At 68.8% G+C, this 12,404-nt stretch carries 22 protein-coding genes; all 22 read left to right on the top strand.

Annotated elements, in window-relative coordinates; genetic code table 11:
- Position 1 precedes the first annotated feature (1 nt).
- The 22 genes from rpmC to prfA all read left to right on the top strand — a co-directional run bounded on the left by rpmC (position 2) and on the right by prfA (position 12,372).
- Positions 2-214, top strand: a complete 213-nt coding sequence (gene rpmC / locus KBZ08_RS08970) for a 50S ribosomal protein L29 (RefSeq protein ID WP_015109408.1) — start codon at positions 2-4, stop codon at positions 212-214.
- A gap of 16 nt (positions 215-230) precedes the next feature.
- Positions 231-482 carry a 30S ribosomal protein S17 gene (gene rpsQ / locus KBZ08_RS08975; protein WP_015109409.1) on the top strand — a complete coding sequence of 84 codons (252 nt, stop codon included), beginning with the start codon at positions 231-233 and terminating at the stop codon, positions 480-482.
- Between the two features lie 10 nt (positions 483-492).
- Positions 493-858, top strand: coding sequence for a 50S ribosomal protein L14 (gene rplN / locus KBZ08_RS08980; RefSeq protein ID WP_015109410.1), 366 nt, complete (start codon positions 493-495; stop codon positions 856-858).
- 1 nt (position 859) lies between these two features.
- Complete coding sequence (gene rplX, locus KBZ08_RS08985) at positions 860-1,216, top strand: 50S ribosomal protein L24 (RefSeq protein WP_106221671.1); 357 nt, start codon at positions 860-862, stop codon at positions 1,214-1,216.
- 122 nt (positions 1,217-1,338) lie between these two features.
- Positions 1,339-1,878 carry a 50S ribosomal protein L5 gene (rplE, locus tag KBZ08_RS08990; protein ID WP_015109412.1) on the top strand — a complete coding sequence of 180 codons (540 nt, stop codon included), beginning with the start codon at positions 1,339-1,341 and terminating at the stop codon, positions 1,876-1,878.
- Positions 1,879-1,898: 20 nt separating this feature from the next.
- Positions 1,899-2,300: a 30S ribosomal protein S8 gene (gene rpsH / locus KBZ08_RS08995; protein WP_106221669.1), complete on the top strand. Its 402-nt coding sequence runs from the start codon at positions 1,899-1,901 to the stop codon at positions 2,298-2,300.
- A gap of 16 nt (positions 2,301-2,316) precedes the next feature.
- On the top strand, positions 2,317-2,856 hold the full coding sequence (gene rplF, locus KBZ08_RS09000; RefSeq protein WP_094586015.1) for a 50S ribosomal protein L6: 540 nt from the start codon (positions 2,317-2,319) through the stop codon (positions 2,854-2,856).
- A gap of 32 nt (positions 2,857-2,888) precedes the next feature.
- On the top strand, positions 2,889-3,254 hold the full coding sequence (gene rplR / locus KBZ08_RS09005) for a 50S ribosomal protein L18 (RefSeq protein WP_106221667.1): 366 nt from the start codon (positions 2,889-2,891) through the stop codon (positions 3,252-3,254).
- A gap of 14 nt (positions 3,255-3,268) precedes the next feature.
- Positions 3,269-3,931 carry a 30S ribosomal protein S5 gene (gene rpsE, locus KBZ08_RS09010; RefSeq protein ID WP_254972476.1) on the top strand — a complete coding sequence of 221 codons (663 nt, stop codon included), beginning with the start codon at positions 3,269-3,271 and terminating at the stop codon, positions 3,929-3,931.
- 8 nt (positions 3,932-3,939) lie between these two features.
- Positions 3,940-4,395: a 50S ribosomal protein L15 gene (gene rplO, locus KBZ08_RS09015; protein ID WP_254972477.1), complete on the top strand. Its 456-nt coding sequence runs from the start codon at positions 3,940-3,942 to the stop codon at positions 4,393-4,395.
- Positions 4,396-4,502: 107 nt separating this feature from the next.
- Positions 4,503-5,822 carry a preprotein translocase subunit SecY gene (gene secY, locus KBZ08_RS09020; protein ID WP_015109418.1) on the top strand — a complete coding sequence of 440 codons (1,320 nt, stop codon included), beginning with the start codon at positions 4,503-4,505 and terminating at the stop codon, positions 5,820-5,822.
- 24 nt (positions 5,823-5,846) lie between these two features.
- On the top strand, positions 5,847-6,398 hold the full coding sequence (locus KBZ08_RS09025; protein ID WP_106221663.1) for an adenylate kinase: 552 nt from the start codon (positions 5,847-5,849) through the stop codon (positions 6,396-6,398).
- Positions 6,399-6,441: 43 nt separating this feature from the next.
- The gene (gene rpmJ, locus KBZ08_RS09030; protein WP_006173336.1) at positions 6,442-6,555 is read left to right on the top strand and encodes a 50S ribosomal protein L36; all 114 of its coding nucleotides are present in this window, start codon (positions 6,442-6,444) and stop codon (positions 6,553-6,555) included.
- A 66-nt stretch (positions 6,556-6,621) separates the two neighbouring features.
- Positions 6,622-6,987: a 30S ribosomal protein S13 gene (gene rpsM / locus KBZ08_RS09035; RefSeq protein WP_015109420.1), complete on the top strand. Its 366-nt coding sequence runs from the start codon at positions 6,622-6,624 to the stop codon at positions 6,985-6,987.
- Positions 6,988-7,170: 183 nt separating this feature from the next.
- Positions 7,171-7,563, top strand: coding sequence for a 30S ribosomal protein S11 (rpsK, locus tag KBZ08_RS09040; protein ID WP_015109421.1), 393 nt, complete (start codon positions 7,171-7,173; stop codon positions 7,561-7,563).
- Between the two features lie 82 nt (positions 7,564-7,645).
- A complete protein-coding gene (locus tag KBZ08_RS09045) occupies positions 7,646-8,584 on the top strand; it encodes a DNA-directed RNA polymerase subunit alpha (RefSeq protein WP_094586008.1) in 939 nt (312 codons plus the stop codon).
- Positions 8,585-8,630: 46 nt separating this feature from the next.
- Positions 8,631-8,981: a 50S ribosomal protein L17 gene (gene rplQ, locus KBZ08_RS09050; RefSeq protein ID WP_015109423.1), complete on the top strand. Its 351-nt coding sequence runs from the start codon at positions 8,631-8,633 to the stop codon at positions 8,979-8,981.
- Between the two features lie 10 nt (positions 8,982-8,991).
- Complete coding sequence (gene truA, locus KBZ08_RS09055) at positions 8,992-9,837, top strand: tRNA pseudouridine(38-40) synthase TruA (protein ID WP_254972750.1); 846 nt, start codon at positions 8,992-8,994, stop codon at positions 9,835-9,837.
- Between the two features lie 146 nt (positions 9,838-9,983).
- A complete protein-coding gene (rplM, locus tag KBZ08_RS09060; protein ID WP_015109425.1) occupies positions 9,984-10,436 on the top strand; it encodes a 50S ribosomal protein L13 in 453 nt (150 codons plus the stop codon).
- Positions 10,433-10,840, top strand: coding sequence for a 30S ribosomal protein S9 (rpsI, locus tag KBZ08_RS09065; protein ID WP_015109426.1), 408 nt, complete (start codon positions 10,433-10,435; stop codon positions 10,838-10,840). The genes rplM and rpsI overlap by 4 nt, the downstream gene beginning before the upstream one ends.
- A gap of 8 nt (positions 10,841-10,848) precedes the next feature.
- Positions 10,849-11,145, top strand: coding sequence for a 50S ribosomal protein L31 (rpmE, locus tag KBZ08_RS09070; RefSeq protein ID WP_254972478.1), 297 nt, complete (start codon positions 10,849-10,851; stop codon positions 11,143-11,145).
- A gap of 111 nt (positions 11,146-11,256) precedes the next feature.
- On the top strand, positions 11,257-12,372 hold the full coding sequence (gene prfA, locus KBZ08_RS09075; RefSeq protein WP_106221659.1) for a peptide chain release factor 1: 1,116 nt from the start codon (positions 11,257-11,259) through the stop codon (positions 12,370-12,372).
- Positions 12,373-12,404: the final 32 nt, after the last annotated feature.

Raw genomic sequence — 12,404 nt, forward strand, 5'->3', positions numbered from 1 at the left:
CATGGCCCGTCCCACCATCACCGACGTGCGCTCGCTCAGCGACGCCCAGATCGGCGAACAGATCGACGGCGTCCGTCGCGAACTGTTCGACCTCCGCTTCCAGCAGGCCACCCGCCGTCTGGAGCACCCGCACCGCTTCAAGGAGGCCCGCATCAAGCTGGCCCACCTGCTGACGGTGCAGCAGGAGCGCCAGCGCTCCACCGTCGCCTCCTGATTCCCCCTCGATCCCCATGGCACTCAAGGAAAGGGTCGGCACCGTCGTCAGCGACAAGATGGACAAAACGGTGGTGGTGGCGGTGGAAAACCGCTTCCCCCATCCCATCTATCAGAAGACCGTCCGCCGCACCACCCGCTACAAAGCCCACGACGAAGCCAACAGCTGCCGCGTGGGTGACCGGGTCCGGATCACCGAGACCCGCCCCCTCAGCCGCACCAAACGTTGGGCCGTCGCTGAGGTTCTCTCCACCACCAGCGCCGGCTGAGGAACTCCCCATGATTCAGCAGGAAACCTTCCTCAACGTCGCTGACAACAGCGGCGCCAAGCGCATCCAGTGCATCCGGGTGCTCGGCACCAACCGTCGCTACGCCCACGTGGGTGATGTGATCGTGGCCGCCGTCAAGGACGCCATGCCCAACATGGGCGTCAAGAAGTCGGATGTGGTCAAGGCCGTGGTGGTGCGCACCCGGGCCACGCTGCGCCGGGACACCGGCAACGCGATCCGCTTCGACGACAACGCCGCGGTGATCTTGGGCAACGACAACAACCCCAAGGGCACCCGCGTCTTCGGCCCGGTCGCCCGGGAGCTGCGCGAGCGCAACTTCACCAAGATCGTGTCCCTCGCCCCGGAGGTGATCTGAGATGGCCACCGCAACCCCCAAGGCCCGGCCCGTTCAGCGCATCAAGATGCGCATCCGCAAAGGTGACACCGTCCAGGTGATCGCCGGCAAGGACAAGGGCAAGACCGGCGAGGTGCTGCGCACCCTGCCCAACGAGAACCGTGTCGTCGTGCAGGGCGTCAACCTGCGCACCCGCCACGTCAAGCCCACCCAGGAGGGCGAGACCGGCCGCATCGTCACCGAAGAGGCGTCCCTGCATGCCTCCAACGTGATGCTGTACTCCACCGCCAACAAGGTGGCCAGCCGGGTGGAGATCGTCGTCCAGGAGGACGGCAGCAAGAAGCGCCGGCTGAAGAAGACCGGGGAGGTGCTCGACTGACCGCCCCCCACCACGTCGCTCCCCCCACCCCAGCCCGCGACGTCCCCCACGCTCCGCGTCCCTGCCTCCCTCCCCCGTCCGCCTTCTGACCACGTCCAGAAGCGCCCCCCCATCCCCCCGTCATGTCACTCAAACAGCGCTACCGGGAGACGATCCAGCCCAAGCTGCTGAAGGATCTCAACCTCTCCAACGTCCACGAGGTTCCCAAGGTGGTCAAGGTCACCGTCAACCGGGGCCTCGGTGAAGCCGCCCAGAACGCCAAGGCCCTCGAGGCCTCGATCACCGAACTTGCGACCATCACCGGTCAGAAGGTGGTGGTGACTCGCGCCAAGAAGGCCATCGCCGGCTTCAAGATCCGCCAGGGCATGCCGATCGGCGTGGCCGTCACCCTGCGGGGCGAGCGGATGTATGCCTTCCTCGAGCGACTCATCCACCTGGCGCTGCCGCGCATCCGCGACTTCCGCGGCGTGAGCCCGAAGAGCTTCGACGGCCGGGGCAACTACACCCTGGGGATCCGGGAGCAGATCATCTTCCCCGAGATCTCCTTCGACAAGATCGATGCCATCCGGGGGATGGACGTCACGATCGTGACCAACGCCCGTAACGACGAAGAGGGCCGGGCCCTCCTCCGCGAAATGGGAATGCCGTTCCGCAATACCTGAGCCCCCTCCCGGACACGACCATGGCCAACCACGACCCGATCTCAGACATGCTCACTCGCCTTCGCAATGCGAGTGAGAAGCGCCACGAGCGCACCAGGATTCCCGCCTCCCGGCTCTCCCGCAGCATCGCCAACGTGCTGCAGCAGGAAGGCTTCATCGCCGCCATCGCCGAGGAAGGCGAAGGTGTGCAGCGCCACCTGGTGCTCGAGCTGAAGTACAGCGGCAAGCACCGCCAGCCCACCATCCGCTCCGTGCAGCGGGTGAGCAAACCCGGCCTGCGCATCTACAAGAACACCCGCCAGCTGCCCAAGGTGCTGGGCGGCCTCGGCGTGGCGATCATCTCCACCTCCCGGGGTGTGATGAGCGACCGTGATGCCCGCAAGCAGGGCGTCGGCGGCGAAGTGCTCTGCTACGTCTACTGATCCCAGGAGTTGTTCCATGTCTCGTATCGGTAAAGCCCCGATCCCCATCCCCGACAAGGTCACCGTCAGCCTCGATGGCCTGGCGGTCACCGTGAAGGGTCCCAAGGGGGAACTCAGCCGCGTTCTCCCGGAGGGCGTCAGCGTCAGCCAGGAAGGCGGCACGGTGGTGGTGAGTCCCACCAGCAGCCACCGTCGCTCCCGGGAGCGCCACGGCCTCAGCCGCACCCTCGTCGCCAACATGGTGGAAGGGGTCAGCCAGGGCTTCACCCGCAAGCTCGAGATCGTCGGCGTGGGATACCGCGCCCAGGTCCAGGGGCGCAAGCTCGTGGTCAGCGCCGGCTACAGCCACCCGGTGGAGATGGTTCCCCCCGAAGGGGTGACCTTCTCGGTCGAGAACAACACCTCGGTCTTCGTCTCCGGCCCCGACAAGGAGCTGGTGGGCAACGAGGCGGCCAAGATCCGCGGCATCCGTCCGCCCGAGCCCTACAAGGGCAAGGGCATCAAGTACGAAGGTGAGCGGATTCTGCGCAAGGCCGGCAAGACCGGCAAGAAATGAGGTCTGCTCGAGCGTCATCCGTCTGATCCCCCATGTCTTCCCTCTCCCGCAAACAGCAGACCCAGAAGCGTCACCGCCGCCTGCGTCGTCTGCTCTCCGGCACCGCCGACCGTCCCAGGCTGGCCGTGTTCCGCTCCAACAACCACATCTACGCCCAGGTCATCGACGACGACGCCCAGAACACCCTCTGTGCCGCGTCCACCCTCGACAAGGACCTGCGCACCAGCGTCACGGCGGGCGCCAACTGCGAGGCGTCCATCGCGGTGGGCCAGCTCGTCGCCCAGCGCGCCCTCGCCAAGGGCATCCAGCAGGTGGTCTTCGATCGCGGCGGCAACCTGTACCACGGCAGGGTCAAGGCCCTTGCTGACGCCGCCCGGGAAGCGGGCCTTCAGTTCTGATCCCTGCTCTCACCATGACCGAAACCAACGACCAGATCCAGACCGGCGCCGTGCCTGCGGCCTCCGACGTCCCCGCCGCTGCCGAAGGCCAGCAGGAGCAGCGCCGGGGCGGCGGCGGTGGCCGCGGCGATGCCAAGGGTGACCGCCGCGGTGGCGGCGGCCGCGGCCGCGACAACCGCCGCGGCCAGGAACGCGACTCCGAGTGGCAGGAGCGGGTGGTTCAGATCCGCCGCGTCTCCAAGACCGTCAAGGGCGGCAAGAAGATGAGCTTCCGGGCCATCGTCGTCGTCGGCAACGAACGGGGCCAGGTGGGCGTGGGCGTCGGCAAGGCCGGCGATGTCATCGGCGCCGTCCGCAAGGGCGTGGCCGACGGCAAGAAGCATCTGGTCAAGGTGCCCCTCACCCGCACCAGCTCGATCCCCACCCTCAGCAACGGCCGCGACGGCGCCGCCAGCGTGCTGATCCGGCCGGCCGCCCCCGGTACCGGGGTGATCGCGGGCGGTTCGATCCGCACCGTGCTCGAACTGGCCGGCATCAAGAACGTGCTGGCGAAACGGCTGGGCTCCAAGACCCCGCTGAACAACGCCCGCGCCGCCATGCAGGCCCTGGAAGGCCTGCGCACCCACAAGGAGACCGCCAAGGAGCGGGGCATCTCCCTCGAGCAGATCTACTCCTGAGGCCCGCCATGACGTCCTTCTCTCTCAACAATCTCCAGCCCCAGACGGGCTCCCGCCGGCGCAAGCTGCGCAAGGGTCGCGGCATCGCCGCCGGCCAGGGCGCCAGCTGCGGCTTCGGCATGCGCGGCCAGAAGTCCCGCTCCGGCCGGCCCACCCGCCCCGGCTTCGAGGGCGGCCAGATGCCCCTCTACCGCCGGATCCCGAAGCTCAAGCACTTCCCGGTCATCAACCCCACCCACTACACCGTGATCAACGTGTCGCGGCTGGGTGAGCTGAAGGCCGGCAGCACGGTCAGCCTCGAGTCCCTCGAGCAGGCGGGTCTGGTCACCAGCCCCCGCTACCCCCTGAAGGTGCTCGGCAACGGCGAACTGACGGTGAAACTGACGGTCCAGGCCGCCGCCTTCACCGCCTCGGCCCGCGCCAAGATCGAAGCCGCCGGCGGCACCTGCGAGATCATCGACTGAGGCCGGGCCCTGCCCCGCCCCCAGCCGCGAGCCGCCTGCCCGTAGCCTTGTGCTGCGGCAGGCGGCTCCGGTCGTAGCGACCCGTTCCCTCCACTCCCGATATCACCATGCTCCTCAGCCGGGGGCGCAATCCGAGCGCCGCTGAAATCCTCGTCCAGCTCGTCCAGTCGAAGGGCCTGCGGGATCGGGTGCTCACCACCCTGGGCCTGCTGCTGCTGGTGCGACTCGGCATCTACATCCCGGTGCCCGGCATCGACCGGGTCGCCTTCCAGGACTTCATCCGCCAGGGGGGCCAGCTGATCGGCTTCCTCGACATCTTCACCGGCGGCGGCCTCTCCACCCTGGGCGTGTTCGCCCTGGGCATCCTGCCCTTCATCAACGCCTCGATCATCATCCAGCTGATGACGGCGGCCCTGCCCCAGCTCGAGGAGCTGCAGAAGAACGAAGGGGAGGCCGGGCGCCGCAAGCTGGCCCAGATCACGCGCTACGTCGCCCTGGGCTGGGGCATCCTTCAGAGCATCGTCTTCGCCCTGATCCTTCGGCAGTACGCCCTGCCGGGCCTGCCGGAATGGCTGTTCGTCGTCCAGACCAGCCTGGCCCTGGTGACCGGGTCGATGGTGGTGATGTGGATCAGCGAGGTGATCACCGAGCGGGGCATCGGCCAGGGAGCCTCCCTGGTGATCTTCATCAACATCGTCGCCACCCTGCCCAAGGCCCTCGGCTCCACCATCCAGCTGGCCCAGAGCGGCGACCGCGCCACGGTGGGCGGCATCGTCGTGCTGGTGCTGGTCTTCCTGGTGACGATCGTGAGCATCATCTTCCTGCAGGAGGGCAGCCGCCGCATCCCGATCGTCAGCGCCAAGCGCCAGGTGGGCGGCGCCAGCACCCTGGCCTCCCGCCAGAGCTACCTGCCGCTGAAGCTCAACGCCGGCGGCGTGATGCCGATCATCTTCGCCTCGGCGGTGGTCTTCCTGCCCCTGACGATCGCCAACCTCACCAAGAGCCCCTGGCTGATCCGGGTGGCGGGCTACCTCAACCCCACCAGCAGCACCCCCTGGCTCTACGCCCTGGTGTACTTCGCCCTGATCTGCGGCTTCGCCTTCTTCTACGCCTCCCTCACCGTCAACCCGGTGGACATCGCCACCAACCTGAAACGCTCGGGCGTCGCCATCCCCGGCGTGAGGCCCGGATCGGCCACCGCCGACTACCTCTCGGGGGTGTCCAACCGGCTCACCCTGCTGGGGGGCGTGTTCCTGGGTGCCATCGCCATCATCCCCTCGGCGGTGGAGGGGGCCACCCAGGTGCGCACGTTCCAGGGGCTCGGGGCCACCTCCCTGCTGATCCTGGTGGGCGTGGCCATCGACACCGCCAAGCAGGTCCAGACCTACGTGATCTCCCAGCGCTACGAAGGACTGGTCCGCCAGTAGGCCCCTTCTCCCGTTTCCCAACCCATGAAACAGCGACTCCTCTTCCTTGGTCCCCCCGGCGCCGGCAAGGGCACCCAGGCCGAACTCCTGGCCGAACGCCACCAGCTGCTGCATCTCTCCACCGGTGAACTGCTGCGGGCGGAAGTCAAGGCGGGCACGGCCCTGGGTCAGGAGGCGGAGGCGGTGATGGCCCGCGGCGAGCTGGTGAGCGATGCCCTGGTGCTGGCGATCGTGCGCAGCCGCCTGGAGGGGCACACGGGCGGCTGGCTGCTCGACGGCTTCCCGCGCAACCTCGCCCAGGCCGAGGCCCTCGACGGCCTGCTGGCGGAGCTCGACCAGCGCATCGAGCGGGTGCTGCTGCTGGAGCTGGAGGACGGCGTGCTGATCCAGCGCCTGCTCTCCCGGGGCCGGGCCGACGACAACGAAGCCGTGATCCGCAACCGCCTGGTGGTGTACCAGGAGCAGACCGCGCCCCTGATCGACCACTACCGCCAGCTTGGCCTGCTCTGCAGTGTCGAGGCCTCCGGCACGGTGGAGGAGATCGCGGGCAGGATCGTAGCCAGCTTGACGGACTGATGTGATAAGGTAGCTGTTTGCAAATTCGGAGAGCACAACGCCCATGAAGGTGCGTGCCTCAGTCAAGAAGATGTGCGACAAGTGCCGGGTGATCCGTCGCCACGGCCGGGTCATGGTGATCTGCACCAACCCGAAGCACAAGCAGCGTCAGGGTTGACCCCTCACGCCTTCACGGCGGCCGCCGTCGGCCGCCACCCCCTTTGCCCTCTGATCGTTTCCTGACGTGGCTCGGATCGCCGGTGTCGATATCCCTCGTGACAAGAGGGTTGAGATCTCACTCACTTACGTGTACGGGATCGGGCTCACCAGGGCCCGCAAGATTCTCGCCAAATCGGGGGTCAACCCCGACATCCGGGTGAAGGACCTCAGCGACGGCGACGTGCAGAAGCTGCGCGGCGCCGCCGACTCCTTCGTCCTCGAGGGCGACCTTCGGCGCGAAGAGGGCATGGCCCTCAAGCGCCTCCAGGACATCGGCTGCCTGCGGGGTCGCCGCCACCGCATGGGCCTGCCCGTGCGCGGCCAGCGCACCCGCACCAACGCCCGCACCCGTCGCGGCGCCCGCAAGACCGTCGCCGGCAAGAAGAAGTGAGCTCCGGGCCTGCGGGCCCGTCCTCCCTTCCCTGCCTGCACCGCCCTGCGGACCAGGGCTTCCCGCTGCAGCCCACGCCCCCAGCCTCCCGGCCCCAGCCCCGCCGCCCTCCCCTTGCGGAGGTCGTCACCGGGGCTCCCCCCAGTCCTCCGATCACCTCCCCGCCACCGCGGGGTCACCGCCATGGCCAAGCCCACCAAGAAGACCGGCCCCAAGAAGGCCAAGCGCAACGTCCCCAACGGCGTGGCGCACATCCAGAGCACCTTCAACAACACGATCGTCTCGATCACCGACACCGCCGGTGAAGTAGTGAGCTGGTCGTCGGCGGGCGCCAGCGGCTTCAAGGGAGCCCGCAAGGGCACCCCCTTCGCCGCCCAGACCGCCGCCGAGGCCGCCGCCCGCCGTGCCCTCGAGCAGGGCATGCGTCAGATCGAAGTGCTGGTGCGCGGTCCCGGCTCCGGCCGGGAAACCGCCATCCGCGCCCTCCAGGTGGCCGGTCTCGAGATCACCCTGATCCGCGACGTCACCCCCCTGCCCCACAACGGCTGCCGCCGGGCCAAGCGCCGCCGGGTCTGAGCCCCCGGAGATCCTCCGGCCTCCGTCCCGCCTTCCCCGGGCCGCCATCGCGGCCACCGTTCCCTTTTCACCTCCTCAGACCGTGTTGCACTACCAGATCGATCGGGTCGAGCACCAGGTCGCCGACGACCGTTCCCAGACGGGCGTCTTCCTGATCGGCCCCCTGGACCGGGGTCAGGCGACCACCCTCGGCAACGCCCTGCGGCGCGTGCTGATCGGTGGTCTCGAGGGAAGCGCCATCACGGCGGTTCGTCTCTCCGGCGTGAACCACGAGTACGCCACGGTGCCCGGGGTGCGCGAGGACGTGCTCGACATCCTGCTGAACTGCAAGTCGGTGCCGGTCAACAGCCGCAGCCGCGACCTGGAGATCGGCCGTCTGATGGTCAACGGCCCGGCCAGGGTCACCGCCTCGGATCTGCAGTTCTCCCCCCAGGTGCAGGTGATCGACGGCGACCGGGAGATCGCCACCGTGGCCGAGGGCCACAGCCTGGAGATGGAGGTGCACGTCGAGCGCGGCGTCGGCTACCGGCCGGTGGATCGCCACAACGAGGACACCTCCGCCATCGATCTGCTGCAGATCGATGCGGTGTTCATGCCCGTCCGCCGGGTCAACTACACCGTCGATGAGACGGCGGTCGGCGAGGGCGGTTCGGCCCACGAGCGCCTGCGCATCGAGATCGAGACCAACGGCAGCGTCACCCCCGACGACGCCATGGCCCAGGCCGCCAACCAGCTGATCAGCCTGTTCCAGCCCCTGGCCACCCTCACCATGACCGAGGAGCCCGGCCTGGAGCCCGAGCCTTCGGCCGAGGCTCAGATTCCCCTGGAAGAGCTGAACCTCTCGGTGCGCGCCTACAACTGCCTCAAGCGCGCCCAGGTCAACTCCGTCTCCGACCTCATGGGCTTCAGCTACGAAGACCTGCTGGAGATCAAGAACTTCGGTTCCAAGTCCGCCGACGAGGTGATCGAGGCTCTCGAGAGGATCGGCATCTCCCTGCCCCAGAGCCGCACCAGCGGCTGATCGGCGGTTTTCCCTTCCCCGTTTCGCCACCCGCCCCGTCCCCACCATGCGACACCAGTGCCGAGTCCCCCTGCTGGGACGCCCCGCCGACCAACGCAAGGCCATGCTGCGTGGTCTCACCACCCAGCTCATCCGCGAAGGCCGCGTCACCACCACCAAGGCCCGTGCCAAGGCCCTGCGTGATGAAGCCGAGCGCATGATCACCCTGGCCAAGGACGGCACCCTCGCCGCCCGTCGCCGCGCCATCGGCTACATCTACGACAAGCAGCTGGTGCACGCCCTGTTCGACAAGGCCCAGGACCGCTACGGCGACCGCCAGGGTGGCTACACCCGCATCATCCGCACGGTGCGCCGCCGGGGCGACAACGCCGAGATGGCCATCATCGAGCTGGTCTGAGCGAGCGGGTCTGAAACGGATCGCCCTCTCGCTCCAGTACGACGGAGCCGCCCACCACGGCTGGCAACGGCAGGCCGATCACTGCAGCGTCCAGGAAACCCTGGAGGCCGCCATCGAGGCCCTCGACCCGCAGCGTCCCGTGCGGGCGGTGGCGGCGGGTCGCACCGACACCGGGGTCCATGCCGCCGCCCAGGTGGTGCACTTCGATGCCGCCGGCCCCATCCCCGTGACCCGCTGGGCCAAGGCCCTCAACGGCCGCCTGCCGCCCACGGTCCGGGTGCGGGCCGCCGCCGAGGTGCCGGGCGACTGGCATGCCTGCTTCAGCGCCACCTACCGGCGCTATCGCTACACGATCTTCAACGCCCGCACCCCCAACCTCTTCCTGGCCCCCTGGAGCTGGCACCGCTACCAGTGGCGCCTGGATGAGGCCCTGATGGCCCGGTGCCTCGAGGCCCTCCTCGGCGAGCACGATTTCTCCGCCTTCCAGCGGGCGGGCAGCCGCCGCGCCCATGCCCGTACCACCCTGCAGGAGGTGCGGGTGGAGCGTTGCGGCGATCTGCTGGTCACCGAGGTGCAGGCCAGCGGCTTCCTCTACGGCATGGTGCGCCTGCTGATGGGCCAGCTGGTGGCGGTGGGGGAAGGCCGCCTCGGGGCCGAAGAGTTCCTGCACCGCTGGCGCAGCGGCGCCCGCCACGCCGTGAAGGAAGCCGCCCCGCCCCAGGGCCTCTGCCTGCTGCGGGTGGGCTACCCGGAGCCGGTGTTCCCTGAGGCCGCCTGGTATGATTGTCAACCGCGATTTCTGTTGGAATCGCGCGATCCTCCGGCCGATCCCTTCGGCGACGATCCGATCGGTTGAGTGCCCTGCAGGGAGCCCCGTCCGGTGGCCCCAGGCAGCTGGTGGCTCTCCGAATTCGCCGGATCCGGCGACACGGTAGGGTCGAATCTTCCTGTCCCGACCCATCCGGCTGCGATGGGCTCACCCCAAACCGGCCCGCCGGCGCGATGAACAAGACAACCCCACCCTCCATCGATTCGCTCGAGCGCCAGTGGTATCTGGTCGACGCAGCGGACCAGACCCTCGGCCGTCTCGCCAGTGAAGTGGCGCAGGTGCTGCGCGGCAAGAACAAGCCCACCTTCACGCCCCACCTCGACACGGGTGACTTCGTGGTGGTGATCAACGCCGACAAGGTGCGCGTCAGCGGCAACAAGGCCACCCAGAAGATCTACCGGCGCCACTCCGGCCGTCCCGGCGGCATGAAGACCGAAACCTTCGAGCACCTGCAGGCCCGCCTGCCGGAGCGCATCATCGAGAAGGCCATCAAGGGCATGCTTCCCCACAACGCCCTGGGCCGCCAGCTGTTCCGCAAGCTGAAGGTCTACAAGGGTGCCGAGCATCCCCATGCCGCCCAGCAGCCCCAGCCCCTCGCCCTCGATCCCGCCGCCGCCGCCCAATGACCAGCACCTCCAACCGCGTCGTCTACTGGGGCACCGGCCGTCGCAAGACCGCCGTCGCCCGTGTGCGGGTGGTCCCCGGCAGCGGCAGCGTCACCATCAACGGCCGCCCCGGTGACAACTACCTCAACTACAACCCCGTCTACCTGGCGGCGGTCAAGGCTCCCCTGCAGACCCTGGGTCTGGAAGCCCAGTACGACCTCCTGGTCAACGTGCGCGGCGGCGGCCTCACCGGCCAAGCCGATGCCATCAAGCAGGGTGCGGCCCGCGCCCTCTGCGATCTCTCCCCGGACAACCGCAAGCCCCTCAAGATCGAAGGTCACCTGAGCCGCGATCCCCGGGCCAAGGAGCGTCGCAAGTACGGCCTCAAGAAAGCCCGCAAGGCTCCCCAGTTCTCCAAGCGCTGATTTCCGTCATGCCGAAAGCCGACATCCATCCCACCTGGTATCCGGACGCCAAGGTGATCTGCAACGGAGAGGTGGTGATGACCACCGGCTCCACCCAGCCGGAGATCACGGTCGACGTGTGGAGCGGCAACCACCCCTTCTACACGGGCACCCAGAAGATCCTCGACACCGAGGGCCGGGTCGACCGCTTCATGCGCAAGTACGGCATGGGCAGCGCCGATTCCGCCTCCGGTGCCAAGAAGGCCGCCAAGGCCACCGAAGCCACCGCCACCCCGGTGGAAGAGCCGGCCGCCTCCGAAGCCTGACCCGTCTCTCCACCTGACGCGTCCTTCGGACCCCCGGATCGCGCGACGGTCCGGTTCTGCCTTGGCCGGGTGCCCGTCGCACCCGGCCCTTTTTGTTGCCGGTGCCGCCCCATGGATTCCGAGCTGCTGCAATCCCGGCTGGACACCGCCTGCCGCACCTTCCAGACCCTGGAGCGCCAGCTGGCCGATCCGGCGGTGGCCTCCGATCCGGCCCGGCTGCAGGCGATCGCCCGGGAACGGGCGCGCCTGGAGCCGCTGGTCAACGACTACCAGCGGCTGCGCAAGCTGGAGCAGGAACGGGAGGAGGCCCGCGCCCTGGTGCGGGCCCACCGCGACGACCCCGCCGCGGAGGAACTGGCGGCCCTGGCCAGCGAAGAGCTGGTCAGCCTCGAGGGTCTGATCGGCGCCCTCAACGACCGCCTCACCCTCAGCCTGCTGCCTTCCGATCCCCGCGACGAGCGCAGTGTGATGCTGGAGATCCGCGCCGGTGCCGGCGGCGATGAGGCCAGCCTCTGGGCAGGGGATCTGGCCCGCATGTACGAGCGCTACGCCCAGGGCCAGGGCTGGCAGGTGCAGCCGGTGAGCGCCTCGGAGGCCGATCTCGGCGGCTACAAGGAGCTGATCCTCGCCATCCGCGGCGACGGGGTCTACAGCCGCCTGAAATTCGAGGCGGGCGTGCATCGCGTCCAGCGGGTCCCGGCCACCGAATCCCAGGGGCGGGTCCACACCTCCACCGCCACCGTGGCGGTGATGCCCGAGGCCGATCCGGTGGAGGTGCAGATCGACCCGGGGGATCTGGAGATCAGCACGGCCCGCTCGGGCGGCGCCGGGGGCCAGAACGTCAACAAGGTGGAGACGGCCGTCGACCTGCTGCACAAGCCGACGGGCATCCGGGTGTTCTGCACCCAGGAACGCTCCCAGCTGCAGAACCGGGAGCGGGCCATGGAGATCCTGCGGGCCAAGCTCTACGAGCGCCAGCTGGCGGAAGCGAACGCCGCCGAGCGTTCCGTGCGCCGCGCCCAGGTGGGCAGCGGCGACCGCAGCGAGAAGATCCGCACCTACAACGCCAAGGACAACCGGGTGACCGACCACCGGCTGGGGCGGAACTTCTCCCTCGAGCCCGTGCTGGCCGGCCAGATCGAGGACCTGATCGGGGCCTGCATCGCCGAGGAGCAGCGCCAGGGTCTGGAGGCCCTCGCCCTCGAAGCCACCGGGACCGGCAGCTGAGGGGCCGGAGCAGGAGATGGGGCCGATGGGGG

It is taken from the genome of Cyanobium sp. Candia 9D4 (assembly GCF_024346155.1).
In the GTDB taxonomy this organism is placed as follows: Bacteria; Cyanobacteriota; Cyanobacteriia; order PCC-6307; family Cyanobiaceae; genus Cyanobium; species Cyanobium minutissimum.

Excerpts from the sequence above, each read along its gene's own strand:
- prfA (WP_106221659.1), top strand. The coding sequence starts at position 11,257 with ATGGATTCCGAGCTGCTGCAATCCCGGCTGGACACCGCCTGCCGCACC.
- rplN (WP_015109410.1), top strand. The coding sequence starts at position 493 with ATGATTCAGCAGGAAACCTTCCTCAACGTCGCTGACAACAGCGGCGCC.
- rplQ (WP_015109423.1), top strand. The coding sequence starts at position 8,631 with ATGCGACACCAGTGCCGAGTCCCCCTGCTGGGACGCCCCGCCGACCAA.
- rplR (WP_106221667.1), top strand. The coding sequence starts at position 2,889 with ATGTCTTCCCTCTCCCGCAAACAGCAGACCCAGAAGCGTCACCGCCGC.
- rpmJ (WP_006173336.1), top strand. The coding sequence starts at position 6,442 with ATGAAGGTGCGTGCCTCAGTCAAGAAGATGTGCGACAAGTGCCGGGTG.
- rplM (WP_015109425.1), top strand. The coding sequence starts at position 9,984 with ATGAACAAGACAACCCCACCCTCCATCGATTCGCTCGAGCGCCAGTGG.
- rpsH (WP_106221669.1), top strand. The coding sequence starts at position 1,899 with ATGGCCAACCACGACCCGATCTCAGACATGCTCACTCGCCTTCGCAAT.
- rpsK (WP_015109421.1), top strand. The coding sequence starts at position 7,171 with ATGGCCAAGCCCACCAAGAAGACCGGCCCCAAGAAGGCCAAGCGCAAC.
- KBZ08_RS09025 (WP_106221663.1), top strand. The coding sequence starts at position 5,847 with ATGAAACAGCGACTCCTCTTCCTTGGTCCCCCCGGCGCCGGCAAGGGC.
- rpsQ (WP_015109409.1), top strand. The coding sequence starts at position 231 with ATGGCACTCAAGGAAAGGGTCGGCACCGTCGTCAGCGACAAGATGGAC.
- rplF (WP_094586015.1), top strand. The coding sequence starts at position 2,317 with ATGTCTCGTATCGGTAAAGCCCCGATCCCCATCCCCGACAAGGTCACC.
- rplX (WP_106221671.1), top strand. The coding sequence starts at position 860 with ATGGCCACCGCAACCCCCAAGGCCCGGCCCGTTCAGCGCATCAAGATG.
- secY (WP_015109418.1), top strand. The coding sequence starts at position 4,503 with ATGCTCCTCAGCCGGGGGCGCAATCCGAGCGCCGCTGAAATCCTCGTC.
- rpmE (WP_254972478.1), top strand. The coding sequence starts at position 10,849 with ATGCCGAAAGCCGACATCCATCCCACCTGGTATCCGGACGCCAAGGTG.
- rpmC (WP_015109408.1), top strand. The coding sequence starts at position 2 with ATGGCCCGTCCCACCATCACCGACGTGCGCTCGCTCAGCGACGCCCAG.
- rplE (WP_015109412.1), top strand. The coding sequence starts at position 1,339 with ATGTCACTCAAACAGCGCTACCGGGAGACGATCCAGCCCAAGCTGCTG.
- rpsI (WP_015109426.1), top strand. The coding sequence starts at position 10,433 with ATGACCAGCACCTCCAACCGCGTCGTCTACTGGGGCACCGGCCGTCGC.
- rplO (WP_254972477.1), top strand. The coding sequence starts at position 3,940 with ATGACGTCCTTCTCTCTCAACAATCTCCAGCCCCAGACGGGCTCCCGC.
- rpsE (WP_254972476.1), top strand. The coding sequence starts at position 3,269 with ATGACCGAAACCAACGACCAGATCCAGACCGGCGCCGTGCCTGCGGCC.